Source organism: Stenotrophomonas nitritireducens, assembly GCF_001431425.1.
In the GTDB taxonomy this organism is placed as follows: domain Bacteria; phylum Pseudomonadota; class Gammaproteobacteria; order Xanthomonadales; family Xanthomonadaceae; genus Stenotrophomonas; species Stenotrophomonas nitritireducens.
Map to the genome: position 1 here is coordinate 1 of NZ_LDJG01000017.1, position 24,537 is coordinate 24,537.

Here is a 24,537-nt window from a genome sequence, read left to right on the forward strand (position 1 = left end):
CGTTAGATGGGTATAAGGGACCGCGTCCATCCCGGCCAGCCGCGGGGCGAAATCGCCGTCCTGCGCGGCCAGATGCAGGGTCAGCCCCGGCAGGTCGCGCTGCAGCTGCTGCAGGCGCGGGATCATCCAGCGCGCCAGCACGCTGCCCGGGCAGCCAAGCACGAAGGTGTCGTTGCGTTGTCCCCGGCGCAGCGCGGCCACGCAGTCGCGCAGTTGCGAGAACGCCCCGGAGGCGGCTTCCTGCAGGCGCCGGCCGGCGGCGGTCGGGCGGATGCCGCGGCCGTCGCGCTCGAACAGCACCACGCCGAGCTCTTCCTCCAGCGCCCGCAACTGGCGGCTGACCGCGCCATGGGTCACATGCAGTTCGTCGGCGGCCACGCTGACGCTGCGCAGGCGGGCGGCGGCCTCGAAGGCGCGCAGCGCATTGAGCGAGGGCAGGGCGTGTTCGTCCTTCATGGCGCACATCCCTGTGCGCCACCCTTCGGGCGGCTTCGCCGTGAATAACGACTGTCCTGCCGTTCTTTCATGGCGCACACCTGTCCGCCATGGATGGCGGGAATGCCGGTTTTGCAGGAGCAGAAACCGGCTGTGCGCCACCCGTCGGGCGGCTTCGCCGTAAATAACGGCTGTCCTGCCGTTCTTTCATGGCGCGCACCTGTCCGCCATGGATGGCGGGAATGCCGGTTTTGCAGGAGCAGAAACCGGCCGTGCGCCACCCTTCGGGCGGCCTTCCGGTGAAAAGCGCCTGTCCTGTCGTTCTTTCATGTGAGTTTTTCTAACACATGCCGGCCCAGATATCGATTTTCATCTTCGGGACCGTGCGCTACGGTGCAGGCCTGTCCTGCCGACCGCGATGCCATGACCCCCGCCCCGATCACCGATTTCCATGCCTTCCCCGATGCCCGCGGGCATTTCGGCCGCTTCGGCGGCAGCTTCGTCGCCGAGACGCTGGTCGGGCCGCTGCAGGAACTGGCCGCCGCCTACGACCAGGCACGGGTCGATCCGGCCTTCATCGCCGCCTACGACAAGGACCTGAAGCACTACGTCGGCCGGCCCAGCCCGATCTACCATGCCGAGCGCCTGAGCCGCGACGTGGGCGGGGCGCAGATCCTGCTCAAGCGCGAGGACCTCAACCACACCGGCGCGCACAAGGTGAACAACACCATCGGCCAGGCGCTGCTGGCCGCGCGCATGGGCAAGACCCGCATCATCGCCGAGACCGGCGCCGGCCAGCACGGTGTGGCCAGCGCCACCGTGGCCGCGCGGCTGGGGCTGGAATGCGTGGTCTACATGGGCTCGACCGACATCGAGCGGCAGAAGATCAACGTCTACCGGATGAAGCTGCTCGGCGCCACGGTGGTGCCGGTGAGCAGCGGTTCGGCCACGCTCAAGGACGCGCTCAACGAGGCGATGCGCGACTGGGTGACCAACGTGCGCGACACCTTCTACATCATCGGCACGGTCGCCGGCCCGGACCCGTATCCGCGCATGGTGCGCGACTTCAACGCCATCGTCGGGCGCGAGGCGCGCGCGCAGATGCTGGAGGACTACGGCCGCCTGCCCGATGCGATCACTGCCTGCGTCGGCGGCGGTTCCAATGCGATCGGCCTGTTCCATGCCTTCCTCAACGACCGCGACGTGAAGATCTACGGCGCCGAGGCGGCCGGCGACGGCATCGCCACCGGACGCCATGCCGCGTCGATCTCGGCCGGTCGTCCCGGCGTGCTGCACGGCAACCGCACCTACGTGCTGTGCGACGACGATGGCCAGATCACCGAGACCCATTCCATTTCCGCCGGCCTGGACTACCCGGGCGTCGGCCCGGAACACGCCTTCCTGGCCGACAGCGGCCGCGCCCGGTATGTCGGCATCACCGACGACGAGGCGCTGGCGGCGTTCCACCGCCTGACCCGCACCGAGGGCATCCTGCCTGCGTTGGAATCCAGCCACGCGGTGGCGCAGGCGATCAAGCTGGCGCGCGAACTGCCGAAGGAAGCGCTGGTGCTGTGCAACCTGTCCGGGCGTGGCGACAAGGACGTACATACCATCGCCGCACGCGAAGGGCTGGTGCTGTGAGCGCGCCGCTGCTGCGCGGGAGCGCGCTGGCCTGTATCGCGCTGGTGCTGGTGGCCTGCAAGCCGACCGACCCCGGGGTTGCGCCGGCCACGCCTGCACCGCCCGCCGCTTCTGCTCCAGCGTCCGACGCGGCGCCGCGGGCGGCGGCCGGCGATGCCGCGGCGCAACTGGCCGCCGTCGGCGAGCTGCGCATCGGCGCCCCGTTCGGCAAGGCGCCAGGCGATGCGGCCTTCAAGTCCGCCGGCATGCGCGAAGTCATGGAAGGCGACTGCGAGTACTACGACCGCGGCACGTTGCCCGAAGGCATGTCGATGATGGTGATCGCCGACCGCATCGCGCGTTTCGACGTGGATGGCGAAGGCGACCCCGGCGTGCGCGTCGATGCGCGGCCGGCCGCCGCGCCGCCGATTCCCTTCGGCCTGTGGGTAGGCATGGATGCGGCCGAGGCGAAGAAGCGTCTGCCTGCCGGCGTCGTGGTCAGCCCGCATGCCTATGTGTCGCCCGATGGCGACTACCTGACCTGGACCGACAAGCGGGCCAACCTGGCCCTGCGCCTGGAAACCCTCGGCGGCGTGGTGACCTCGATCTACTGGGGCCAGCCGGACGCGGTCGAACTGATTGAAGGATGCGCCTGAGATGTCCGTGACCCGTATCGACGAATGCTTCGCCCGCCTGCGGGCGTCCGGCCGCAAGGCGCTGATCCCGTTCATCACCGCCGGCGACCCGGCCTTGGAAGCCACCGTGCCGGTGATGCACGAACTGGTCGCCGCCGGCGCCGACGTGATCGAACTGGGCGTGCCGTTTTCCGACCCGATGGCCGACGGCCCCACCATCCAGCGCAGTTCCGAGCGCGCGCTGGCGCGCGGCGCCGGGCGGCGCTATGTGCTGGATACCGTGGCCCGGTTCCGCGAGCAGGACGCGCTCACTCCGGTGGTGCTGATGGGCTATCTCAACCCGGTGGAAATCCGCGGCGCCGCGCAGTTCGCGGCCGAGGCGGTCGCCGCCGGCGTGGACGGCGTGCTGCTGGTCGACCTGCCGCCGGAAGAAGCGCAGGAGACCCGCGCCGCATTCACCGCCGCCGGCCTGGCCCTGATCCTGCTGGCCTCGCCGACCAGCAGCCAGGCGCGGCTCGACGGCCTGTGCGATGCCGCGCAGGGCTATCTGTACTACGTCAGTTTCGCCGGCGTCACCGGCGCATCGGAACGGCTGGACAGCGCCGCCGCGGGCGAGCGCCTGCGCCTGCTGCGCAGCCGTTCGACGGTGCCGGTGGTGGCCGGGTTCGGCATCAAGGATGCGTCCAGCGCCGCGGCGATGGCGGTCGATGCCGATGGCGTGGTGGTCGGCAGCGCGCTGGTCGCGGCGATGGCCGAGGCCGGTTCGGTGGCGGAGGCGGTACGCGCGGCGGGGGCGTTCATGGCGCCGTTGCGGCAGGCGCTCGACGCCTGATCGGCGAAGCCGGCGCGCGCCGGCGCACGGTGCAGGGATAATGCGGGCCGGCTCCGTTCCGCAGGACGACATTTGGATCTTTCATCGGCGCATGCCGGCGGCCGCAACCCCGGCATCGATGCATTGCGCGGCGCCTCCATCCTGATGGTGGTACTGCACCACCTGGCCCTGCGCATTCCGCTGCGCGATACCGCGCTGGGCGACATCCTGCCGCGGCGCGTGCTCGATGCGCTCAGTTACAACGGCTATGAGGCGGTGTTCGTCTTCTTCGTGGTATCCGGCTTCCTGATCGCGTCGCATTCGTTGCGGCGCTGGGGTTCGCTGTCGTCCATCGACCTGCGTGCGTTCTATGTGCGCCGGGCGGCTCGCATCCTGCCGTGCCTGCTCCTGCTGCTGGCGGTGCTGAGCGCATTGCATCTGGCCGGCGTGCCTTTCTACGTGATCGACGGGAAAGGGCAGTCGCTGGGCGGCGCGCTGTTCTCGGCGCTGGGCCTGCACCTGAACTGGTACGAGGGCCGCACCGGTTGGCTGCCCGGCGGCTGGGACGTGCTGTGGTCGCTGTCGATCGAGGAAGTGTTCTATCTCGGTTTTCCGCTGGCCTGCCTGCTGGTGCGCGGACGCACGCTGCTGACCGTGCTGCTGGCCCTGTCCGCGTTGTCGCTGCCGCTCACCCGCGCGGCCCTGGCGGGCAACGAGATATGGCAGGAAAAGGCCTATCTTCCCGGCATGGCGGCCATCGCCACCGGCGTGCTGACCGCCCTGCTGGTCGAACGCTGGCAGGCGCCGCGGCGGACCGCGCGGCTGCTGCGCCTGGCCGGCGGGCTGGGCCTGCTGGCGGTGCCGCTCTGCGGGCGCGAGCTGTGGGCCTCGTTCGGCAACGGTTACATGCTGGTGCTGACCGGTTCGGCGGCGATGCTGATCGCCGGCCTGCAGCCGGGCGGAGCGGGTGCGCCGATGCGCGCGCTGGGCTGGCTGCGCGCCTTCGGCCGGCTCAGCTACGAGATCTACCTCACCCACATGTTCGTGGTGTTCGCCCTGGTGGCGCTGTACCGGCACGGCGGCAGCGATGTCCGTTCGGGATTCTGGTGGTACCTGCCGCTGCTGGCCCTGTGCTGGGCGCTTGGCGCGCTGGTGGCGCGGTTCTATTCCGATCCCTGCGACCGGGCCATGCGGCGGCGTTGGCTGGGGCTGCCCAAGGCGGACGCCCATGGCCTGCAGGCCATGGCGGCAGGTGCGGTCAGTCGCGATCGCGGGTAGCGCCGGCGGCGTCGCTGAACAGGTCGGCCGGTCCCATGGGGGGCAGGGCGCCTTCGAGTTCCAGCAGGAACTGCTTGGCCGCCAGTCCGCCGCTGAAGCCGGTGAGCGCGCCATGGGCGCCGACCACGCGGTGACAGGGCAGGAAGATGCCCAGCGGGTTGCGGCCGTTGGCCGCGCCTACCGCGCGGGCCGCGGTCGGGCGGCCGATGCGTGCGGCCAGGCGGGCATAGCTCGTGGTCTGCCCGTAGGGAATGTCCGCCAGCGCGAACCAGACCTGGCGCTGGAACGGAGTGCCCTGTGGCGCCAGGGGCAGGTCGAAGATGCGCCGGTCGCCGCGGAAATATTCATCGAGCTGGCCCTGCGCCTGCCGCAGCAGCGGATGATCGCCCTCGCGCCAGCCATCGCGCGGCAGGAGCCAGGCATCCTGCGGGAACTCGAGCGCAAGCAGTCCGCGGTTGCTGGTGACCACGGTGAGCGGCCCGAGCGGGCTGGGGACAGGGCGGAAGTGGATCGTCATCGTGTTTCCCGGCGGGCAGGCGCGGCGTTGGACCGCGCCGGCGTACGCTACCGTCGGTTTGCCGCCGCGCGCTAGACTGTCGGCCCTGTCGCGGCCTGCGGGCCGCCCTGAACGGAACCGTCATCCCGCATGAGCTGGCTCAGCAAATTGATGCCCTCGGGCATCCGCACCGACAACACGCCCAACAAGAAACGCAGCGTCCCCGAGGGCCTGTGGGAAAAGTGCAGCAGTTGCGGTGCCGCCCTGTACCGGCCGGAGCTGGAGGAGAACCTCGAGGTCTGCCCCAAGTGCGGCCACCACATGGCCATCCGCGCGCGTGCGCGCCTGGCAGCGTTGTTCGACGCCGACAGCACCACCGAGATCGCCGCCCGCCTCGGGCCGACCGACCTGCTCAAGTTCAAGGACCAGAAGAAGTACGCCGAGCGCATCAAGGCTTCGCAGAAGAACACCGGCGAGTACGACGCGCTGGTGGCCATGCGCGGCACGCTCAAGGAGCGTCCGCTGGTCGCCGCCTCGTTCGACTTCGCCTTCATGGGCGGCTCGATGGGCTCGGTGGTCGGCGAGCGCTTCGCGCTGGCGGCCGAGACCGCGCTGGAGATCGGCGCGCCGTTCGTGAGCTTTTCCGCCAGCGGCGGCGCGCGCATGCAGGAAGGCCTGTTCTCGCTGATGCAGATGGCCAAGACGTCGGCCGCGCTGGGCAGGCTGCGTGCCGCCGGCCTGCCGTACATCTCGGTGCTCACCCATCCGACCACCGGCGGCGTGTCGGCCTCGTTCGCGATGCTGGGCGACATCAACATCGCCGAGCCGCAGGCGTTGATCGGCTTCGCCGGTCCGCGCGTGATCGAGCAGACCGTGCGCGAGAAACTGCCCGAAGGCTTCCAGCGCTCCGAGTTCCTGCTCGAGCACGGTGCCATCGACCAGATCTGCGACCGCCGCGAAATGCGCGAGCGCCTGGCCGACCTGCTGGCCATGCTGATGCGCCAGGAGCGTCCGGCCAGCGACGTGGCCGCCGCCTGATGGCGGCCCGCAGGTATTTCGGTACCGACGGCATCCGCGGCCGGGTCGGCGAAGGCGCCATCTCCGCCGATTTCGTGCTGCGCCTGGGCAACGCCTACGGCCAGGCGCTGGTGCGCGCGACCCAGTCGCGCGGCAGCGGCCGCAAGCCGCTGGTGGTGATCGGCAAGGACACCCGCATCTCCAACTACATGTTCGAGGCCGCACTGGAGGCCGGGCTGGTCGCGGCCGGCGTGCACGTGCAGCTGATGGGGCCGATGCCGACCCCGGCGGTCGCGCACCTGACCCGCTCGCTGCGCGCCGACGGCGGCATCGTCATTTCCGCCTCGCACAACCCGCACCACGACAACGGCATCAAGTTCTTTTCCGCGCAGGGCGAGAAGCTCGACGACGCGACCGAGCTGTCGATCGAGGCCGCGCTCGAGCAGCCGTTCTCGACCGTGGCCTCCGAACGCCTGGGCAAGGCGGTGCGCACGCGCGATGCGATCGGCCGTTACGTGGAGGCCTGCAAGAATTCCGTGCCGCGCGACTTCGACCTGGAAGGCATGCGCATCGCGGTGGACTGCGCCAACGGCGCGACCTACCAGGTGGCGCCGCTGGTGCTGCGCGAACTGGGCGCCAGCGTCGATGCGATCGGCATCGATCCCAATGGCGTGAACATCAACGACGGCGTCGGTTCGATGCACCCCGAAGCGCTGGCCGCCAGGGTGCTGGCCAGCGGGGCGCACCTGGGCATCGCTTTCGACGGCGACGGCGACCGCCTGTTGTTCGTGGACAGCGACGGTGGCGTCCACGATGGCGACGACCTGCTGTACCTGCTGGCGATGGACTGGAAGGCCAGCGGCCGCCTGCACGGGCCGGTGGTGGGAACGCTGATGACCAACTACGGCTTCGAACAGGCGCTGTCGCGGGCCGGGATCGGTTTCCTCCGCGCCAATGTCGGCGACCGTTACGTGCACAAGGCGCTGCTGGAGCACGACGGCGTGCTAGGCGGCGAAGCGTCCGGCCATCTGCTGTGCCTGGACCGGGCCACCACCGGCGACGGCATCATCAGCGCGCTGCAGGTGCTGGAAGTACTCAAGCGCCGCGGCATCACCCTGCAGGAAGCGTTGGCGGGGCTGAGGCGGATGCCGCAGCAGACGGTCAACGTCAGGGTCGGGCAGGGCGCATCGGCCAAGGCGATGGTGCAGTCCGACCTCGTGCTGGCCGCGCTGGCCGCCGCACAGCAGGCGGTGGCGGGCCACGGCCGCGCCTTCCTGCGCCCGTCCGGCACCGAGCCGGTGGTGCGGGTGACGGTTGAAGCCGACGACGCCGCGCTGATGCAGGCCACGCTCGAACGCCTGGCCGAAGCGGTCAGGGCCGCGGCCTGATGCGAAAACGCCCCGGAATCCGGGGCGTTCTGCTTTTTGCCGGCGCATTCCCGGCGGTACCCCTTCGGGCCATCGGCCGGCGATGCCGGGAATCGCCCGGGGCGATTGCCCGTGGCGGTGGCGGCGTCGATGGCCTTCAGCCGGTCACGGCCCGGCCACCATGCCCTTGCGGTGGGCCTTGAAGCGATTGAAGAACGGCGCGATCAACGGGCTGTAGCTGCTGGCGATGCGTTTGCGCAGCCACTTCGCCGGGCGGTTGCGGATGGCGAAGCGGTAGATGTGCTCCGGATCGCCGCCGACGAGGTTGCGGCCGAACGGGTGGGTGGTGTGCAGATGGCGGAAGCCGAGCTCGCGCGCGATCCGCACGTAGTCCTCGTCGAAATCGCCATAGGGCCAGCACAGGGTGTCGGAAGCTTCGCCCAGTTCCCTGCGCAGTTCTTCGCGTGCCCGGACCAGGTCGTCGCGGATGCCCGCGCATTTCTCCTCGCGGCTGATCTCCCGGCGCAGCCAGCGGGTATGCGAATGGGTGTGGCAGTGCATCTCGAACGTGCCGGCGGCGATGGCCGCGCGCGCTTCGCTCCAGCGCATCATCACTTCGTCGGCGCGGCCCTGGTTGAAGATCGCATCCTCGCAGCCGCGGTGGTCCGGCGTGGCGGGCAGCGGCGCATCCCCTTGGCCCGCGTGCGGGCGCACGTCGCCCTGGCCCATCCAGCCGGTGACCAGGAACACCACCGCGTGCATGCCGTACTTTTGCAGGATGGGGTGGGCATGCACCCAGTTGTCCAGGTAGCCGTCGTCGAAGGTGATGAGGATGGATTTGCGCGGCACCGGCGCGCCGGCCAGGAAGCCGGCGTACTGCTGCATGGTCAGCGAGGTCCAGCCATCGGCGGCCAGCCAGGCGATCTGGCTTTCAAAGTTTTCCGGGGAGACCGTGATCATGCCCGGCGACGGGCTGACGTGGTGGTGCATCAGCACCGGTACCGACTTGGCGTGGGCCATGTCCCAATTCCTCGAGCCACTGGTGGTAATGATGTTCGGTGGCTTCGCAATGCCCGGCCACGGTGAAGCGGTGTTCCTGATGCAGCCATTCCCGGCCGGCCCGGCCCATCTTCCGCCGCAGTTCGCCCGAGGTGGCCAGTGTACGCAGTGCGGTGGTCAATGCGGCCTGGTCGCCGAGTTCGACGAGCAGCGCATTGACCTGCTCGGCCAGCATTTCCGGGATGCCGCCCACGCGCGTGGCCACGATCGGCACGCCGGCCTCGGCGGCCTCAAGGAACACGGTTCCCGCGGCTTCCTTGTGGCTGGGCAGGGCGAATACATCGAACCCGGCCATCAGGCGCGCGGCATCGTTGCGGTAGCCGGGCAGGTGGATCTGGCGCTGGATCCCGTACTGCGCGCTCGACGCCTTCAGCCGCGACATGACGGGCTCGCCGTCGCCGATGATGAGCAGGTGCAGCTTCGGGTTTTCCCGGCACAGCGGCGCGATCGCATCGAGCAGGTCGAGGTGGCCCTTGGGCTCGCGCAGCACGGCCACGCAGCCGACGACCACATCGTCGTCGTCGAAGCCGAATTCGTCGCGGACCTCGGCGCGCAGCCGTTGCAGTTCCTGCCAGGAGCGTTGCATCGGCTCCTCGCCGGTGGCCTGCGGCGATTGCGCCATGGGCGGCACCACGCCGATCCGGCCGGGGGCGATGCCGCGTTCCTGCAGCAGGCGCTTGACGAACTGGCTGACGGTGATGATCCGGTGCGGCAGCCAGGTATAGGTCAGCAGCGAGTGCACCGGACTCATCAGGTGGCGCGAGCGCACCACCAGCGGGGCGCCCGCCAGGCGCGCGCCGGCCGCGGCGATCAGCGCGTCGCGGCGGCTGGTGACGTTGACCACGTCGTAGCGGTGCGTGCGTACCAGGTCGCGTACCGCGGGGATGCCGCGCAGCAGCCGGGGCAGGCCGCCCATCTCCAGCGTATGTACGACGAAGCCATGGCTGCGGGCCGCTTCGGCCAGGCGGGCGCCGGGCTGGCACAGCAGCGAGAGATCGTGGCCGCGGGCGCGCATGGCCAGCAGGTGGCGGAGCAGGTAGATCTCCTGCCCGCCCATGCCGCGGGCGGCTTCGGTATGCAGGATCTTCAGCGGGCGGTCCGCCAGGGATGCGGGTTCCATACGGAGTGGGCGCGGAGTTGGAGGGGGCGGGAGGTGCGTCGCCGGTCCAGTACCGGCCCGGGTTGAGGGGATTGTATCTTTTTGTATCAGTGTATCCACGGCCGGCCGCCGGGGCGATCTGTCACAATGTCCAGACGGGCGACAGGTGCTGCCGGCCCGCATATCCACGACAAGCCTCCATGACAAGCCAGGAACCGCTGTGAGCAAGATCCCAACCCTCGACATCACCCGCTTCGACAGCGACCGCGAGGCCTTCGTGGCCGAGCTGGGCGCGGCCTATCGCCAGTGGGGGTTCGCGGGCATCCGCAACCATGGCATCCCGCAGGCCGACATCGACGCGGCCTACGATGCCTTCAAGGCCTTCTTCGCCCTGCCCGAAGAGGTCAAGCGCAAATACCACGTGGCCGGCGGCGGCGGCGCCCGCGGCTATACCCCGTTCGGCGTGGAGACCGCCAAGGGCTCCAAGCACTTCGACCTGAAGGAGTTCTGGCACATCGGCCGCGAGATCCCGGACGATTCGAAGTACCGCGAGGTGATGCCGCCGAACCTGTGGCCGACCGAGGTCGAGGGTTTCCGCGAGCGCGGCTACGGCCTGTACCAGGCGCTGGACAACCTGGGCTCGCGGGTGCTGTCCGCCCTGGCCCTGCATATCGGACTGCCGCAGGACTACTTCGCCGACAAGACCAACAACGGCAACTCGATCCTGCGCCCGATCCACTATCCGCCGATCACCACCGACGACATTCCGAACGTGCGCGCCGGCGCCCATGGCGACATCAACTTCATCACCCTGCTGGTCGGGGCCAGCGCGGCCGGGCTGGAAGTGCAGTCGCACGAAGGCGAGTGGGTGCCGTTCACCTCGGACGCGGACACCATCGTGGTCAACATCGGCGACATGCTGCAGCGCCTGACCAACCATGTGTATCCGTCGACCATCCATCGCGTGGTCAATCCCCCGGGCGAACTGGCCCGCCAGCCGCGCTATTCGGTGCCGTTCTTCCTGCACCCGAACCCGGATTTCCTGATCGACGTGCTGCCGTCGTGCATCACCCCGGACAATCCGAGCCGCTACCCGGAGCCGATCACCGCGCACGGCTTCCTCGAGGAGCGCCTGCGCGAGATCAAGCTGAAGTAAGCGCACGAAGGCCGCCGCGAGGCGGCCTTCGTCATGGTGCCGGTCGCCGCGCATTTCCCTGCATCCATGCCGATGGCGGCCAGTACTACCGGTTGCGGGTGGGGCGCATCCGTCCTGTCCCGTGTTGTCTGCCGGTTGTCCTGTGGCTGTCCGTAGTGGGCTATCCTTCGCCCACTTTTCATTGGGAGTCGCTCCTGAATGCGCCGCAAGATCGTTGCCGGTAACTGGAAGCTGCATGGCAGCCGTCAATTCGCCACCGGACTGGTGGGGCAGGTGGCTGCCGGCCTGCCGTTGGATGGGGTCGAGCTGGTGATCCTGCCGCCGCTACCCTACCTGGGGGATCTGGTCGAGTACTTCGAGGACACCGCCCTGGCGTTCGGCTCGCAGGACGTCAGCTGCAACGAGAAGGGCGCCTACACCGGCGAGGTGTCGGCCGCCATGCTGGTGGACGTGGGGGCCGCCTACGGGCTGGTGGGCCATTCCGAGCGCCGCCAGTACCATCACGAAAGCAGCGAGCTGGTCGCGCGCAAGTTCGTGGCGGCGGCCAATGCCGGCCTGGTTCCGGTCTTGTGCGTCGGTGAGACGCTGGAGCAGCGCGAGGCCGGGCAGACCGAGCATGTCATCGCCGCGCAACTGGCGCCGGTGCTGGAGCTGGCCGGGGTCCAGGCCTTTGCCGGGGCGGTGGTCGCCTACGAGCCGGTCTGGGCCATCGGCACCGGCCGTACCGCCAGCCCGGAGCAGGCGCAGGCCGTGCATGCCTTCATCCGTGGCGTAGTCGCCGGGCGCGATGCTAGAATCGCTGATTCGCTGCCGATCCTGTATGGCGGCAGCGTCAAGCCCGACAATGCTGCAGAGCTGTTCGCACAGCCTGACGTCGATGGCGGGCTGGTAGGCGGCGCTTCGCTGGTGGCGGCAGATTTCCTGGCCATCGCGAGGGCGGCAGCCGGTCGCTAACGGTGGAATTGTCCGGGACGGATTTCAAATGCTGATGTTGATCCTCAATGTGGTCTATGTGCTGGTGGCGGTCGCGATGATCGCGCTGATCCTGATGCAGCGCGGCTCCGGCGCGGCCGCGGGCTCGGGTTTCGGTGCCGGTGCATCGGGTACGGTGTTCGGCGCGCGCGGCGCGTCCAACTTCCTGTCCAAGTCCACCAAGTGGCTGGCCGTGGTGTTCTTCGGCATCAGCCTGTTCATGGCCTGGTATGCCTCCCATGGTTCGCGCCCCGCCGAACAGGGGCTGGGCGTGATGTCCCAGGTGCAGGCGCCTGCCGCTCCGGCGGGCGAGCTGCAGTCCGTTCCGCAGGCCGCGGCCGCGGGCGAAGTGCCGCAGGCGACGCCTGCGGCAAATAATCCGGCGCAGGGCGAAGAAAAGCCCGCCGAGGGCTCGCATAAAGACTGAAGACGGTTACAATACGCGCCGCACTGCGAAGCCGGTGCGCTGACGTAAGTAAGCCCAGGTGGCGGAATTGGTAGACGCACTACCTTGAGGTGGTAGCGACGCAAGTCGTAGGGGTTCGAGTCCCCTCTTGGGCACCATGAGTTTGTTATGCGGGTTATGCGGGATGCGGCAGCTCCCGCCGTGGCAAGTCCCGTCAATCCCCATGCGCGGGCGCCTGCAGGTGTCCGGGCAGAGGCAAGAGAGAATCGCTGTGCTGGCCGAATATTTGCCGTCCCTGCTGTTTCTGATCGTCGCCAGCGGCATCGGCGTCGCCCTGATGCTGATCGGTCGTTTCCTTGGCCCCCGCAGCCCTGACGAGCAGAAACTGTCGCCGTACGAGTGCGGCTTCGAGGCGTTCGAGAACGCGCGCATGAAGTTCGATGTGCGCTATTACCTCATCGCCATCCAGTTCATCGTCTTTGACCTGGAAATCATCTTCATCGTGCCCTGGACCCAGGTCTTCATGGAGCTGGGCGCGCGTTCGCTCGTCACCATGGGCCTGTTCGTGGGCATGCTGTTCCTCGGCTTTATCTACGTGTGGAAGAAGGGAGCGCTGGAATGGGAGTGATTCAGACTCTCGATGGCCTGATGAACAATCCGATCCCGGAAGGGCGGGTTGACGACATCCTCCGGCCCGAAGGCGACAACCCGCTGCTCGAGAAGGGCTACGTCACCACCAGCGTCGACGCCCTGCTGAACTGGGCGCGCACCGGCTCGATGTGGCCGATGACCTTCGGCCTGGCCTGCTGCGCCGTGGAGATGATGCACGCCGGCGCCTCGCGCCTGGACCTGGACCGCTACGGCGTGGTGTTCCGCCCGTCGCCGCGCCAGTCCGACGTGATGATCGTCGCCGGCACCCTGGTCAACAAGATGGCCCCGGCGCTGCGCAAGGTCTACGACCAGATGCCCGACCCGAAGTGGGTCATCTCGATGGGCAGCTGCGCCAACGGCGGCGGCTATTACCACTATTCGTATGCGGTCGTGCGCGGCTGCGATCGCGTGGTGCCGGTGGACGTCTACGTCCCGGGCTGCCCGCCGACCGCCGAGGCGCTGGTGTACGGCATCCTGCAGCTGCAGAAGAAGATCTGGCGCACCCAGACCATCGCACGCTGATCCCCTTTCAAGTCAAGAGCACGCCAGCCCCCATGGCCCAGCAAGCACCTTCACTCATCGACCGACTTCGCGCGCGTTTCGCCGGTGCGCAGGTCTCCGTGGTCGAACCGCGCGGCGAAGTGACGCTGGAGGTTCCGTCGGCCGACTGGCATGCCGTCGCCGTCGCCCTGCGCGACGAGTTCGGCTTCGAGCACGCCACCGATCTGTGCGGAGTCGATTATCTCGGCTTCGGCAGCGACGAGTGGGATACGGCCGACGTTTCTTCGCAGGGCTTCAGCCGTGGCGTGGAAGGCAAGGGCGCCGGCCGCTTCGCCTGGGGCGAATTCCCCAGCCACGAAACCGCCGAAGGCGCGCAGCCGGACGCGCTGCCGAAGCAGCGCTTCGCCGTCGTCGTGCAGTTGCGTTCCTACCAGCACAACCAGCTGCTGCGCATGCGCTGCTTCGCGCCGAGCGAGGCGCTGCCGGTGGTGGCGTCGCTCACCGGCGTGTGGCCGGGCCTGAACTGGTTCGAGCGCGAGGCGTTCGACCTGTACGGCGTGATCTTCGAAGGCCACCCGGACCTGCGCCGGATCCTGACCGACTACGGTTTCGTCGGCCATCCGTTCCGCAAGGACTTCCCGCTGATCGGCAACGTCGAAGTGCGTTACGACGAAGAAAAGAAGCGCGTGGTCTATGAGCCGGTGACGTCGGTCGAGCCGCGCGTGGGCGTGCCGCGCGTGATCCGCGACGACGCCCGCTTCGAGACCGCCGAAGGCGAGCGCGCGCAGACGGAGGCAAGCAAGTGAGTGAGTTCCATCAGGCCTCCGAGGCCTTCGCCAGCAATCCCGCCGAAGGCAGGCAGGAGATCCGCAACTACACCATGAACTTCGGCCCGCAGCACCCGGCCGCGCATGGCGTGCTGCGCCTGATCCTGGAGATGGACGGCGAGACCATCATGCGCGCCGACCCGCACGTGGGCCTGCTGCATCGCGCTACCGAGAAGCTGGCCGAGTCCAAGCCGTTCAACCAGTCGATCGGCTACATGGACCGCCTGGATTACTGCTCGATGATGTGCAACGAGCATGCCTACGTCCGCGCCATCGAGACCCTGGCGGGCATCGAGGTGCCGGAGCGTGCGCAGTACATCCGCACGATGTTCGACGAGATCACCCGCATCCTGAACCACCTGATGTGGCTGGGTTCGAACGGGCTCGACCTCGGCGCGATGGCGGTGATGCTGTATGCGTTCCGCGAGCGCGAGGAGCTGATGGACTGCTACGAGGCGGTGTCCGGCGCGCGCATGCACGCGGCCTACTACCGCCCGGGCGGCGTGTACCGCGACCTGCCGGACACGATGCCGAAATACAAGGAGTCGCGCTGGCACAAGGGCAATGCGCTCAAGCGCCTGAACGCCGCCCGCGAAGGCTCGATGCTGGACTTCCTGGAGAACTTCACCAACGAGTTCCCGGCGCGCGTCGACGAGTACGAGACCCTGCTGACCGACAACCGCATCTGGAAGCAGCGCACCGTCGGCATCGGCGTGATCACCCCGGAGCACGCCCTGGCATGGGGCATGACCGGCGTCATGCTGCGCGGCTCGGGCATCGCCTGGGACCTGCGCAAGAAGCAGCCGTACGCCAAGTACGACGCGGTCGATTTCGACATCCCGCTGGGCACCGGCGGCGACTGCTACGACCGTTACCTGGTCCGTATCGCCGAGATGCGCCAGTCCAACCACATCATCAAGCAGTGCGTGCAGTGGCTGAAGGCCAATCCCGGCCCGGTCATGGTCCGCAATTTCAAGGTCGCCCCTCCCAAGCGCGCGGAGATGAAGGACGACATGGAAGCGCTGATCCACCACTTCAAGCTGTTCAGCGAAGGCTACTGCGTGCCGGCCGGCGAAACCTATGCCGCGGTCGAGGCGCCGAAGGGCGAGTTCGGCTGCTACCTGGTGTCCGACGGCGCCAACAAGCCGTTCCGCGCGCACCTGCGCGCGCCCGGCTTCGCCCACCTGTCCTCGCTGGATTCGATCGTGCGCGGCCACATGCTGTCGGACGTGGTGGCGATGATCGGCACCTACGATCTCGTGTTCGGCGAGGTCGACCGGTAATGCCGGGCAAGCGCACAACGCCCGGTGCCAGCGCGGCCATGCTGCTGCAGGCATCGGTTTCCCAGGATCTGCTATTGGTTGAGGTCGGCCGATGAAGGCGACAGGTAATTTCGAGGCGGCGCGCGACGTCGACCCGATGGTGGTGTTGAGCGACAAGACACGCGCTCACATCGATCACTGGCTGACGAAGTTCCCGCCGGAGCGCAAGCGCTCGGCGGTGCTGCAGGGCCTGCACGCCGCGCAGGAGCAGAACCAGGGCTGGCTGAGCGACGAGCTGATCGCCGCGGTGGCCAAGTACCTGGACCTGCCGTTCGTGTGGGCCTACGAGGTCGCCAGCTTCTACTCGATGTTCGAGACCGAGAAGGTCGGCCGCAACAACGTCGCCATCTGCACCAACATCAGCTGCTGGCTCAATGGCGCCGACGACATCGTGCGCCACTGCGAGAAGAAGCTGGGCATCAAGCACGGCGAATCGACCCCGGACGGCCGCGTCTACCTCAAGCGCGAGGAAGAGTGCCTGGCCGGCTGCGCGGGCGCGCCGATGATGGTCATCAACGGTCACTACCATGAGCGCCTGACGCTGGACCAGGTCGACGCGCTGCTGGACGGGCTGGAGTAAGGCATGGCACACCACGAATCCAGGGGTCCGGTCGGTCCGGCGCCGCTTCCGCACAACGTGGTCTACACCACGCTGCACTACGACACCCCGTGGTCGTACGAGAATTACCTCAAGACCGGCGGTTACGCCGCGCTGCGCAAGATCCTCGAGGAGAAGATCGCGCCGGCCGACGTGATCGAGATGGTCAAGCAGTCCGGCCTGCGCGGCCGCGGCGGCGCGGGCTTCCCGACCGGCCTGAAGTGGTCCTTCATGCCCAAGGACGCGCCGCAGAAGTACATCCTGTGCAACTCGGACGAATCCGAGCCGGGCACCTGCAAGGACCGCGACATCCTGCGCTACAACCCGCACTCGGTGGTCGAGGGCATGGCGATCGCCTGCTACGCCACCGGTTCGACCGTGGGCTACAACTACCTGCGCGGCGAGTTCCACCACGAGCCGTTCGAGCACTTCGAGCAGGCCCTGGCCGATGCCTACAAGCACGGCTGGCTGGGCAAGAACGTGCTGGGCAGCGGCGTGGACATCGACATCTACGGCGCGCTGGGCGCCGGCGCCTACATCTGCGGCGAAGAGACCGCGCTGATGGAGTCGCTGGAAGGCAAGAAGGGCCAGCCGCGCTACAAGCCGCCGTTCCCGGCCAATTTCGGCCTGTACGGCAAGCCGTCGACGATCAACAACACCGAGACCTATGGCTCGGTGCCGGCGATCATCCGCAACGGCCCGGAGTGGTTCAAGGGCCTGAGCAAGACCGCCAATGGCGGCCCGAAGTGCTTCTCCGTGTCCGGCTGCGTGCAGAAGGGCGGCAACTTCGAAGTGCCGCTGGGCACGACTTTCGACGAACTGCTGGAAATGGCCGGTGGCCTGCGTCCGGGCCGTACGCTGAAGGCGGCGATTCCGGGCGGCGTGTCGATGCCGGTGCTGACCGCCGAGCAGCTCAAGGGCCTGCCGATGGATTACGACACCATCCGCGCGCTGGGCTCCGGCCTGGGTTCGGGTGCGATCGTGGTGCTGGACGACAGCGTGTGCTGCGTCAAGTTCGCCTGCCGCATCAGCCAGTTCTTCCACAAGGAATCCTGCGGCCAGTGCACGCCGTGCCGCGAGGGTACCGGCTGGATGCATCGCGTGCTGGAGCGCATCGTCGCCGGCAAGGCGACGATGGAAGACCTGCACCAGCTGCGCACCGTCGCCGGCCAGATCGAAGGCCACACCATCTGCGCCTTCGGCGAAGCGGCGGCATGGCCGATCCAGGGGTTCCTGCGCCAGTTCTGGGACGAATTCGAGTACTACATCGTCAACGGTCATTCGAAAGTTGACGGCAAGAAGGTGGAGGCTGCTGCCGCATGAGCGCGCAACCCATGAACCCTAGCGAGGCGCCGGTGGTGCCGGAAGGACACGTCACCATCGAGATCGATGGGCAGACGATGTTCGCGCCCAAGGGGTCGATGATCATCCAGGCCGCCGACAAGGCCGGCATCCCGATTCCGCGCTTCTGCTACCACGAGAAGCTGCCGATCGCGGCCAACTGCCGCATGTGCCTGGTCGACGTCGAGAAGTCGCCCAAGCCGTCGCCGGCCTGCGCCACGCCGGTCATGGACGGCATGAAGATCCAGACCCGCAACGAGAAGGCGCTCAAGTACCAGCGCTCGGTCATGGAATTCCTGCTGATCAACCATCCGCTGGACTGCCCGATCTGCGACCAGGGCGGCGAGTGCGAGCTGCAGGACGTGTCGCTGGGCTACGGCCGTTCGGTCAGCCGCTTCAACGAGCGCAAGCGCGTGGTGGCCGACGAGGACATGGGGCCGCTGGTCGCCACCGAGATGACCCGCTGCATCCAGTGCACCCGCTGCGTGCGCTTCACCGCGGAGATCGCCGGCACCTATGAGCTGGGCGGCATGTACCGTGGCGAAAACCTGCAGATCGGCACCTACGACGGCAAGCCGCTGACCACCGAGCTTTCGGGCAACGTGATCGACGTGTGCCCGGTCGGCGCGCTGACCAACAAGGTGTTCCAGTTCCGGGCCCGCCCGTGGGAACTGACCGCGCGCGAGTCGCTGGGCTACCACGACGCGATGGGCTCGAACCTGTTCCTGCACGTGCGCCGCGGCGAAGTGCTGCGCGTGGTGCCGCGCGACAACGAGCTGGTCAACGAGTGCTGGCTGTCCGACCGCGACCGTTATTCGCACCAGGGCCTGTATGCCGCCGACCGCGCGGTCAAGCCGCTGCAGAAGGTCAACGGCGAGTGGAAGGAAGTGAGCTGGGCCGAAGGTCTGGCCGCCGCCCGCGAGATCCTCGACGGCAACCGTGGCGATGACCTCGGCGTGCTGGTGCACCCGTCCACCTCGAACGAGGAGGGTGCGCTGCTGGCCCGCCTGGCCACCGGCCTGGGCTCGAACAACCTCGACCACCGCATCGACAACCGCGACTTCTCCGACGCCGCGACCGCCGAGGTGTTCGGCGCTTCGCTGGCCGACATCGAGAACGCCGACCGCATCGTCCTGCTGGGCAGCAACATCCGCCACGAACTGCCGCTGCTGCATGCGCGCCTGCGCAAGGCGCAGACCCAGAAGGGGGCGCAGATCTTCGCGGTCAATCCGGTCGATTTCGATTTCGCATTCGCACTGGCCGGCAAGCAGATCGTCGCGCCGTCGACGTTCGTCCAGGCGCTGGGCGATGCCGGGCTGCGCGAGGCGGTGAAGGCCGGTGGCAACGCCGTCGTCATCGTCGGCGCGATCGCCGAGAACCATCCGCAGGCGGCCGCGATCCGCGCTGCCGCGCGCGATTTCGCCGCGGCCACCGGCGCGAAGCTGTGCCGCATCCCGCAGGGCGCCAATGCCATCGGCCTGTCCCGCGCCGGCGTGCTGCCGGCCGGCAAGGATGTCGCCGCGATGCTGGCGCAGCCGCGCAAGGCCTACGTGCTGTACGGCATCGAGCCGGGCCTGGACTTCGCCGACGGCGCCGCCGCGCGCAAGGCGCTGGCGGGTGCCAAGGTGGTGGCGTTCAGCCAGTTCGCCTGCGCCTCGACCCGCGACGTGGCTGACGTGATCCTGCCGATCGGCGCGCTGCCGGAAATCGATGCGACCCTGACCAACCTCGATGGCCGCGACCAGCAGGCCCGTGCCGGCGGCAAGCTGCCGGGCGAGGCCCGCGAGGGCTGGCGCGTGCTGCGCGCCCTGGGCGGCGACCTGCAGCTGGCCGGCTTTGGCTTCACCGATCTGGCGGGCCTGCGTGCCGGCCTGCAGCCGGTGCAGGTGAGCGTGGCTGCCTCGGCGCAGCCGCAGCTGGCGGGCGAGGGCCTGGAAGTGGCTTCGACCCCGGCGATCTACCGCACCGATGCGGTGGTGCGTCGCGCCGAAGCGCTGCAGGCACATCCGCTGAACAACGCGCCGCGCATCGTGCTCAACGCCGATGACGCCGCGCGCCTGCAGCTGGTGGAAGGGCAGATGGCCAAGGTCGGCACCGACGCCGGCAAGGCGACCCTGCCGGTCGTGGTCGACGCGCGCGTCGCCGCCGGTACGGTCTGGATTGAATCGGGCCACGGCGCCACCGCGCCGCTGGGTGCCGCTCGGGTAACGGTGGTGGCTGCATGAACGAGTTGCTGTTGAACGCGGTCGATCCGCTGCACCAGTGGTTCCTGACGCTGGGCGACATCGGCATCGTGCTGTGGACGGTGCTGAAGATCCTGGTCATCGCCATGCCGATCATCGTATCGGTGGCGTTCTACGTGCTGTGGGAGCGCAAGCTGATCGGCTGGATGCACGTGCGCCACGGGCCGATGTATGTCGGCCTGGGCGGCCTGCTGCAGGCCTTTGCCGACGTGACCAAGCTGCTGTTCAAGGAAATCGTGCAGCCGGCCAACGCGCACCGGACGATCTACGTGCTGGCGCCGCTGATCGTGCTGGCACCCTCGTTCGCCGCCTGGTCGGTGGTGCCGTTCGATTACAAGCTGGTGCTGTCCAACGCCAACGTCGGCCTGCTGTACCTGCTGGCGATGACCTCGCTGGGCATCTACGGCGTGATCCTGGCCGGCTGGGCGTCGAACTCCAAGTACGCCTTCCTTGGCGCGATGCGCTCTGCCGCGCAGATGGTCAGCTACGAAATCGCGATGGGCTTCGCCCTGGTCGGCGTGATGATCGCCGCGGGCAGCCTGAACCTGAGCGAGATCGTGCTGGCGCAGAAGGGCAGTTCCGGCCTGTTCGACTGGTTCCTGCTGCCGCTGCTGCCGCTGTTCGTCGTGTACTGGGTGTCCGGCGTGGCCGAGACCAACCGCGCGCCGTTCGACGTGGTCGAGGGCGAGTCGGAAATCGTCGCCGGCCACATGGTCGAATACTCCGGCGGTGCGTTCGCGCTGTTCTTCCTGGCCGAGTACGCCAACATGATCCTGATCAGCTTCCTGATCTCGATCTTCTTCATGGGCGGCTGGCTGAGCCCGATCCAGGGCTGGGTGACGGCGGACGTGTCGCCGTGGGTCAACTGGATCTGGAACGGCGGCTGGCCGTGGCTGCTGGCCAAGGTGTTCTTCTTCGCCAGTTCGTACATCTGGTTCCGCGCCACGTTCCCGCGCTTCCGCTACGACCAGATCATGCGCCTGGGCTGGAAGGTGTTCATCCCGCTGACCATCGCGTGGATCGCGGTGACCGCATTGCTCGTGTTCTACGGCGTGATCCAGAGAGGCGTTTGATTCATGAAAAAGATCACCCACTATTTCAAGAGCCTGCTGCTGCTGGAGCTGGTCTCCGGCATGTGGCTGACGCTGAAGTACGCGTTCAAGCCCAAGTACACCGTGCTGTACCCGATGGAGAAGTTCCCGCAGTCGCCGCGCTTCCGCGGCCTGCACGCGCTGCGCCGCTACCCGAACGGCGAGGAACGCTGCATCGCCTGCAAGCTGTGCGAGGCGGTGTGCCCGGCGTTGGCCATCACCATCGATTCGGCCAAGCGCGAGGACGGCACCCGCCGCACCACGCGCTACGACATCGACCTGTTCAAGTGCATCTTCTGCGGTTTCTGCGAGGAGAGCTGCCCGGTGGACTCGATCGTGGAAACCCACATCCTCGAGTACCACTTCGAGAACCGTGGCGAGAACATCGTCACCAAGCCGCAGCTGCTGGCCATCGGTGATCGGCTGGAAGCCGAGATCGCCGAACGCCGCGCCGCCGACGCCGCCTTCCGCTGAGGACCGAAAGATGGATTGGGTAAATATCGCTTTCTGGTTCTTCTCGATCGTGGCGGGGCTTTCGGCCCTGTCGGTGATCAGCGTGCGCAACCCGGTGTATGCCGTGCTGTGCCTGATCCTGACCTTCTTCTCCATCGCCTGCGTGTGGCTGCTGGTCGGTGCCGAGTTCCTCGGCGTCACCCTGGTGCTGGTGTACGTCGGCGCGGTGATGGTGCTGTTCCTGTTCGTGGTGATGATGCTCGACGTGGAAACCGCCAGCCTGCGCGAAGGCTGGGTGCGCTACCTGCCGGTCGGACTGGTCGTCGCGGTGGTGATGCTGGTGCAGATGCTGACCCTGATCGGCATCAAGGCGCGCATGGCCGTGCCGTTCCCGGCCGACAACGCGGCCGCCGTCGCCGCCGACAACTCCAATGTCACCTGGCTGGCGCGCAGCCTGTTCACCGAATACCTGCTGCCGTTCGAGTTCGCCGCGGTGATCCTGACCGTGGCGGTGATCGCCGCGGTGATGCTGACCCTGCGCCGCCGTACCGGCGTGAAGACGCAGAATCCGTCCGAGCAGACCCGCGTCCGCGCCAGCGACCGCCTGCGCATCGTGAAGATGGCGGCCGAGAAGCCGGTCGTGCTGACCGATACCAAGCACAACGAAGGCGGCGAGGAGGCCAAGCCATGATTTCCCTGGGCCACATGCTCGCTCTTGGCGCGGTGATGTTCTGCATCTCCGTCGCCGGCATCTTCCTCAACCGCAAGAATATCATCGTGCTGTTGATGTCGGTCGAGTTGATGCTGCTGTCGGTGAACATCAACTTCGTCGCCTTCTCGCGTCAGCTCGGCGATACCGCCGGCCAGCTGTTCGTGTTCTTCATCCTGACCGTGGCCGCGGCGGAAGCCGCCATCGGCCTCGCGATCCTGGTGACCCTGTTCCGTACCCGCCACACCATCAACGTGGGCGAAGTCGATTCGTTGAAGGGCTGACCCACAGATGGAAATCACTCTCTCCAAGAGCCTGTTGATCGCAGTGGTGCTGGCACCGCTGCTCGGCAGCGTCATCGCCGGCCTGTTCGGTCGCCAGGTGGGGCGCAAGGGCGCCCAGTACGCCACCATCCTCGGCGTGGCGGTCAGCTGCGCGCTGTCGATGCACACCCTGTACCAGTTGCTGTGGGGCGGGGCGCAGCCGTTCAACCAGAACCTCTATACCTTCTTCGAAGTCGGCCAGTATTCGGCGCACGTCGGCTTCATGGTCGACCGCTTGACCGCGATGATGATGGTGGTGGTGACCTTCGTGTCGCTGCTGGTGCATGTCTACTCGATCGGCTACATGGCCGACGATGACGGCTACCAGCGCTTCTTCAGCTATATCTCGCTGTTCACCTTCTCCATGCTCACCCTGGTGATGAGCAACAACTTCCTGCAGCTGTTCTTCGGCTGGGAAGCGGTGGGCCTGGTGTCGTACCTGCTGATCGGCTTCTACTTCAAGAAGCCGAGCGCGATCTTCGCCAACATGAAGGCCTTCCTGGTCAACCGCGTGGGCGACTTCGGCTTCCTGCTGGGCATCGCCGGCGTGCTGTGGGTGTTCGGCACCCTGGACTACGCGACCGTGTTCGCCAACGCGCCGCTGCTGAACGACCCGAACGCGCTGATCCAGGTGTGGTCCGGCTCGATCAACCTGTTCGGCCACCCGGTGCAGGTGCTGGGCGAGCCGGTGATCTGGTCGATCGCCACGCTGATCTGCATCTGCCTGTTCATCGGCGCGATGGGCAAGTCGGCGCAGGTGCCGCTCCACGTGTGGCTGCCGGACTCGATGGAAGGCCCGACCCCGATCTCGGCGCTGATCCACGCCGCGACGATGGTGACCGCCGGCATCTTCATGGTCACCCGCATGTCGCCGCTGTTCGAGCTGTCGCAGACGGCGCTCAACTTCATCCTGTTCATCGGTGCGACCACGGCCTTCTTCACCGGCCTGATCGGCATCGTGCAGAACGACATCAAGCGCGTGGTCGCCTACTCGACGCTGTCGCAGCTGGGCTACATGACCGTGGCGCTGGGCGTGTCCGCCTACTCGGGCGCGGTGTTCCACCTGATGACCCATGCCTTCTTCAAGGCGCTGCTGTTCCTCGGTGCCGGCTCGGTCATCATCGGCATGCACCACGAGCAGAACATGATGAAGATGGGCGGCCTGCGCAAGTACATGCCGATCACCCACATCACCATGTGGATCGGCACCCTGGCCCTGGTCGGCACGCCGTTCTTCTCCGGTTTCTACTCGAAGGACACCATCATCGAGGCGGCCGAGCTGCATGCCCACGCGTCCGACAGCTGGGTAGCCACCTACGGCTACTGGGCGGTGCTGGGCGGCGTGATCGTCACCAGCTTCTACAGCTTCCGCCTGCTGTTCCTGACGTTCTTCGGCAAGGAGCGTTTCCGCGACGCGCACGAGGACCACGGCCATGACGCGCACCACCATGACGAGCATCATGGCCATGGCGCGCACGAGCCGCACGAGTCGCCCTGGGTGGTGACCCTGCCGCTGGTCCTGCTGGCGATCCCGTCGATCCTCATCGGCTTCTTCACCGCCGGTCCGATGCTGTTCGGCACCGACTGGGCCGGTCATGCCAGCGGCAACGGCATCCCGGGGCAGGTGATGTCCTTCTTCACCGGCATCGTCGACTTCTACGACCCGGCGCGCGACACCATCGCCGAAGTGGGCAAGGAAGGCTGGCATGGCGCCGTGCAGTTCGCGCTGCATGGCCTGACCGCGCCTGCATTCATCCTGACCGTCGCCGGTTTCGTCCTGGCCTGGGTGTTCTACATCTGGAAGCCGGAACTGGCCGGCCGGTCCCGCAAGGCCCTGGCGCCGGTGGTTTCGGTGCTGGAGAACAAGTACGGCTTCGACAAGCTGTGGATCGAAGGTTTCGCCGGCGGCAGCGTCAAGCTCGGCAAGGCCGCGCGCGCCGTGGACAGCAACGTGGTCGACGGGGTGGTGAACGGTGCGGCCCGCGTGGTCGAGCTGGCCGCCAACCTGCTGCGCCGCACCCAATCCGGTTTCCTCTACCACTACGCCTTCGTGATGATCATCGGCCTGATTGCCCTGCTGGGCCTGCTGATGCATTTCTGGCGTTGACCTGTACGGAATAAGAAGAC

At 67.6% G+C, this 24,537-nt stretch carries 25 protein-coding genes and 1 tRNA gene; 22 read left to right on the top strand and 4 right to left on the bottom strand.

The annotated features are described in order from the left end of the window. Window positions 1-456 (bottom strand): LysR family transcriptional regulator (locus ABB22_RS11345; RefSeq protein WP_152984153.1); only part of this gene is annotated, 456 nt, incomplete at its 3' end. A 402-nt stretch (window positions 457-858) separates the two neighbouring features. On the opposite strand from ABB22_RS11345, the gene trpB reads away from it, so the two are divergent. From trpB to ABB22_RS11365, 4 genes are all read left to right on the top strand, one after another. Then, window positions 859-2,076 carry a tryptophan synthase subunit beta gene (trpB, locus tag ABB22_RS11350; RefSeq protein WP_055769800.1) on the top strand — a complete coding sequence of 406 codons (1,218 nt, stop codon included), beginning with the start codon at window positions 859-861 and terminating at the stop codon, window positions 2,074-2,076. Beyond that, a complete protein-coding gene (locus ABB22_RS11355; protein ID WP_055769799.1) occupies window positions 2,073-2,711 on the top strand; it encodes a hypothetical protein in 639 nt (212 codons plus the stop codon). Before trpB ends, ABB22_RS11355 begins: the two co-directional genes overlap by 4 nt. Window positions 2,712-2,718: 7 nt before the next feature. Then, complete coding sequence (trpA, locus tag ABB22_RS11360) at window positions 2,719-3,522, top strand: tryptophan synthase subunit alpha (RefSeq protein ID WP_200911387.1); 804 nt, start codon at window positions 2,719-2,721, stop codon at window positions 3,520-3,522. Window positions 3,523-3,594: 72 nt separating this feature from the next. After that, window positions 3,595-4,779 (top strand): acyltransferase family protein, encoded by a 1,185-nt coding sequence (locus ABB22_RS11365; RefSeq protein ID WP_055769795.1) that lies wholly within the window; start codon window positions 3,595-3,597, stop codon window positions 4,777-4,779. Here the strand turns inward: ABB22_RS11365 and ABB22_RS11370 are convergent. Next, window positions 4,760-5,296, bottom strand: a complete 537-nt coding sequence (locus tag ABB22_RS11370) for a methylated-DNA--[protein]-cysteine S-methyltransferase (protein ID WP_055769793.1) — start codon at window positions 5,294-5,296, stop codon at window positions 4,760-4,762. The two genes, ABB22_RS11365 and ABB22_RS11370, sit on opposite strands and share 20 nt — an antisense overlap. Before the next feature lie 129 nt (window positions 5,297-5,425). On the opposite strand from ABB22_RS11370, the gene accD reads away from it, so the two are divergent. Both accD and glmM read left to right on the top strand, forming a co-directional pair. After that, window positions 5,426-6,313 (top strand): acetyl-CoA carboxylase, carboxyltransferase subunit beta, encoded by an 888-nt coding sequence (gene accD / locus ABB22_RS11375; RefSeq protein WP_055769791.1) that lies wholly within the window; start codon window positions 5,426-5,428, stop codon window positions 6,311-6,313. Continuing rightward, on the top strand, window positions 6,313-7,680 hold the full coding sequence (glmM, locus tag ABB22_RS11380) for a phosphoglucosamine mutase (protein ID WP_055769789.1): 1,368 nt from the start codon (window positions 6,313-6,315) through the stop codon (window positions 7,678-7,680). Before accD ends, glmM begins: the two co-directional genes overlap by 1 nt. A gap of 144 nt (window positions 7,681-7,824) precedes the next feature. Here glmM and ABB22_RS11385 read toward each other — a convergent pair whose 3' ends face one another. Beyond that, complete coding sequence (locus ABB22_RS11385; RefSeq protein WP_055769787.1) at window positions 7,825-8,679, bottom strand: polysaccharide deacetylase family protein; 855 nt, start codon at window positions 8,677-8,679, stop codon at window positions 7,825-7,827. Further along, on the bottom strand, window positions 8,591-9,838 hold the full coding sequence (locus tag ABB22_RS11390; protein ID WP_082443645.1) for a glycosyltransferase family 4 protein: 1,248 nt from the start codon (window positions 9,836-9,838) through the stop codon (window positions 8,591-8,593). Before ABB22_RS11390 ends, ABB22_RS11385 begins: the two co-directional genes overlap by 89 nt. Before the next feature lie 199 nt (window positions 9,839-10,037). On the opposite strand from ABB22_RS11390, the gene ABB22_RS11395 reads away from it, so the two are divergent. From ABB22_RS11395 to nuoL, 16 genes are all read left to right on the top strand, one after another. Next, window positions 10,038-10,973, top strand: a complete 936-nt coding sequence (locus ABB22_RS11395; protein ID WP_055769785.1) for an isopenicillin N synthase family dioxygenase — start codon at window positions 10,038-10,040, stop codon at window positions 10,971-10,973. Between the two features lie 198 nt (window positions 10,974-11,171). Next, on the top strand, window positions 11,172-11,927 hold the full coding sequence (tpiA, locus tag ABB22_RS11400; protein ID WP_057505246.1) for a triose-phosphate isomerase: 756 nt from the start codon (window positions 11,172-11,174) through the stop codon (window positions 11,925-11,927). 28 nt (window positions 11,928-11,955) lie between these two features. Continuing rightward, on the top strand, window positions 11,956-12,372 hold the full coding sequence (gene secG / locus ABB22_RS11405) for a preprotein translocase subunit SecG (RefSeq protein ID WP_055769781.1): 417 nt from the start codon (window positions 11,956-11,958) through the stop codon (window positions 12,370-12,372). A gap of 52 nt (window positions 12,373-12,424) precedes the next feature. After that, window positions 12,425-12,509 (top strand) — tRNA-Leu (locus ABB22_RS11410). Window positions 12,510-12,622: 113 nt separating this feature from the next. Further along, window positions 12,623-12,979, top strand: coding sequence for an NADH-quinone oxidoreductase subunit A (locus tag ABB22_RS11415; RefSeq protein ID WP_055769779.1), 357 nt, complete (start codon window positions 12,623-12,625; stop codon window positions 12,977-12,979). After that, on the top strand, window positions 12,970-13,524 hold the full coding sequence (locus ABB22_RS11420; protein ID WP_054664850.1) for a NuoB/complex I 20 kDa subunit family protein: 555 nt from the start codon (window positions 12,970-12,972) through the stop codon (window positions 13,522-13,524). Before ABB22_RS11415 ends, ABB22_RS11420 begins: the two co-directional genes overlap by 10 nt. 32 nt (window positions 13,525-13,556) lie before the next feature. Then, window positions 13,557-14,309 carry an NADH-quinone oxidoreductase subunit C gene (locus tag ABB22_RS11425; protein WP_055769778.1) on the top strand — a complete coding sequence of 251 codons (753 nt, stop codon included), beginning with the start codon at window positions 13,557-13,559 and terminating at the stop codon, window positions 14,307-14,309. Beyond that, on the top strand, window positions 14,306-15,613 hold the full coding sequence (locus ABB22_RS11430) for an NADH-quinone oxidoreductase subunit D (RefSeq protein ID WP_055769776.1): 1,308 nt from the start codon (window positions 14,306-14,308) through the stop codon (window positions 15,611-15,613). Before ABB22_RS11425 ends, ABB22_RS11430 begins: the two co-directional genes overlap by 4 nt. Before the next feature lie 91 nt (window positions 15,614-15,704). After that, window positions 15,705-16,232: an NADH-quinone oxidoreductase subunit NuoE gene (gene nuoE, locus ABB22_RS11435; protein ID WP_055769775.1), complete on the top strand. Its 528-nt coding sequence runs from the start codon at window positions 15,705-15,707 to the stop codon at window positions 16,230-16,232. A 3-nt stretch (window positions 16,233-16,235) separates the two neighbouring features. Continuing rightward, a complete protein-coding gene (nuoF, locus tag ABB22_RS11440; RefSeq protein ID WP_055769773.1) occupies window positions 16,236-17,573 on the top strand; it encodes an NADH-quinone oxidoreductase subunit NuoF in 1,338 nt (445 codons plus the stop codon). Further along, window positions 17,570-19,816, top strand: a complete 2,247-nt coding sequence (gene nuoG / locus ABB22_RS11445; RefSeq protein WP_055769771.1) for an NADH-quinone oxidoreductase subunit NuoG — start codon at window positions 17,570-17,572, stop codon at window positions 19,814-19,816. Before nuoF ends, nuoG begins: the two co-directional genes overlap by 4 nt. Continuing rightward, window positions 19,813-20,907 carry an NADH-quinone oxidoreductase subunit NuoH gene (gene nuoH, locus ABB22_RS11450; protein WP_055769769.1) on the top strand — a complete coding sequence of 365 codons (1,095 nt, stop codon included), beginning with the start codon at window positions 19,813-19,815 and terminating at the stop codon, window positions 20,905-20,907. The genes nuoG and nuoH overlap by 4 nt, the downstream gene beginning before the upstream one ends. A 3-nt stretch (window positions 20,908-20,910) precedes the next feature. Continuing rightward, complete coding sequence (nuoI, locus tag ABB22_RS11455) at window positions 20,911-21,399, top strand: NADH-quinone oxidoreductase subunit NuoI (RefSeq protein WP_055769766.1); 489 nt, start codon at window positions 20,911-20,913, stop codon at window positions 21,397-21,399. 10 nt (window positions 21,400-21,409) lie between these two features. Continuing rightward, the gene (locus ABB22_RS11460; RefSeq protein WP_055769764.1) at window positions 21,410-22,069 is read left to right on the top strand and encodes an NADH-quinone oxidoreductase subunit J; all 660 of its coding nucleotides are present in this window, start codon (window positions 21,410-21,412) and stop codon (window positions 22,067-22,069) included. After that, complete coding sequence (nuoK, locus tag ABB22_RS11465) at window positions 22,066-22,371, top strand: NADH-quinone oxidoreductase subunit NuoK (protein WP_055769762.1); 306 nt, start codon at window positions 22,066-22,068, stop codon at window positions 22,369-22,371. The genes ABB22_RS11460 and nuoK overlap by 4 nt, the downstream gene beginning before the upstream one ends. A gap of 7 nt (window positions 22,372-22,378) precedes the next feature. After that, entirely contained in the window at window positions 22,379-24,517 is a 2,139-nt protein-coding gene (gene nuoL, locus ABB22_RS11470; RefSeq protein WP_055769761.1) for an NADH-quinone oxidoreductase subunit L, read from the top strand. Window positions 24,518-24,537: the final 20 nt, after the last annotated feature.

What these genes read in the sequence shown, in the direction of transcription:
- trpB (WP_055769800.1), top strand. Translation starts at nt 859, where the DNA reads ATGACCCCCGCCCCGATCACCGATTTCCATGCCTTCCCCGATGCCCGC.
- ABB22_RS11370 (WP_055769793.1), bottom strand. Translation starts at nt 5,296, where the DNA reads ATGACGATCCACTTCCGCCCTGTCCCCAGCCCGCTCGGGCCGCTCACC.
- accD (WP_055769791.1), top strand. Translation starts at nt 5,426, where the DNA reads ATGAGCTGGCTCAGCAAATTGATGCCCTCGGGCATCCGCACCGACAAC.
- glmM (WP_055769789.1), top strand. Translation starts at nt 6,313, where the DNA reads ATGGCGGCCCGCAGGTATTTCGGTACCGACGGCATCCGCGGCCGGGTC.
- ABB22_RS11385 (WP_055769787.1), bottom strand. Translation starts at nt 8,679, where the DNA reads ATGGCCCACGCCAAGTCGGTACCGGTGCTGATGCACCACCACGTCAGC.
- ABB22_RS11390 (WP_082443645.1), bottom strand. Translation starts at nt 9,838, where the DNA reads ATGGAACCCGCATCCCTGGCGGACCGCCCGCTGAAGATCCTGCATACC.
- tpiA (WP_057505246.1), top strand. Translation starts at nt 11,172, where the DNA reads ATGCGCCGCAAGATCGTTGCCGGTAACTGGAAGCTGCATGGCAGCCGT.
- secG (WP_055769781.1), top strand. Translation starts at nt 11,956, where the DNA reads ATGCTGATGTTGATCCTCAATGTGGTCTATGTGCTGGTGGCGGTCGCG.
- ABB22_RS11420 (WP_054664850.1), top strand. Translation starts at nt 12,970, where the DNA reads ATGGGAGTGATTCAGACTCTCGATGGCCTGATGAACAATCCGATCCCG.
- ABB22_RS11425 (WP_055769778.1), top strand. Translation starts at nt 13,557, where the DNA reads ATGGCCCAGCAAGCACCTTCACTCATCGACCGACTTCGCGCGCGTTTC.
- nuoE (WP_055769775.1), top strand. Translation starts at nt 15,705, where the DNA reads ATGAAGGCGACAGGTAATTTCGAGGCGGCGCGCGACGTCGACCCGATG.
- nuoF (WP_055769773.1), top strand. Translation starts at nt 16,236, where the DNA reads ATGGCACACCACGAATCCAGGGGTCCGGTCGGTCCGGCGCCGCTTCCG.
- nuoG (WP_055769771.1), top strand. Translation starts at nt 17,570, where the DNA reads ATGAGCGCGCAACCCATGAACCCTAGCGAGGCGCCGGTGGTGCCGGAA.
- nuoH (WP_055769769.1), top strand. Translation starts at nt 19,813, where the DNA reads ATGAACGAGTTGCTGTTGAACGCGGTCGATCCGCTGCACCAGTGGTTC.
- nuoI (WP_055769766.1), top strand. Translation starts at nt 20,911, where the DNA reads ATGAAAAAGATCACCCACTATTTCAAGAGCCTGCTGCTGCTGGAGCTG.
- ABB22_RS11460 (WP_055769764.1), top strand. Translation starts at nt 21,410, where the DNA reads ATGGATTGGGTAAATATCGCTTTCTGGTTCTTCTCGATCGTGGCGGGG.
- nuoK (WP_055769762.1), top strand. Translation starts at nt 22,066, where the DNA reads ATGATTTCCCTGGGCCACATGCTCGCTCTTGGCGCGGTGATGTTCTGC.
- nuoL (WP_055769761.1), top strand. Translation starts at nt 22,379, where the DNA reads ATGGAAATCACTCTCTCCAAGAGCCTGTTGATCGCAGTGGTGCTGGCA.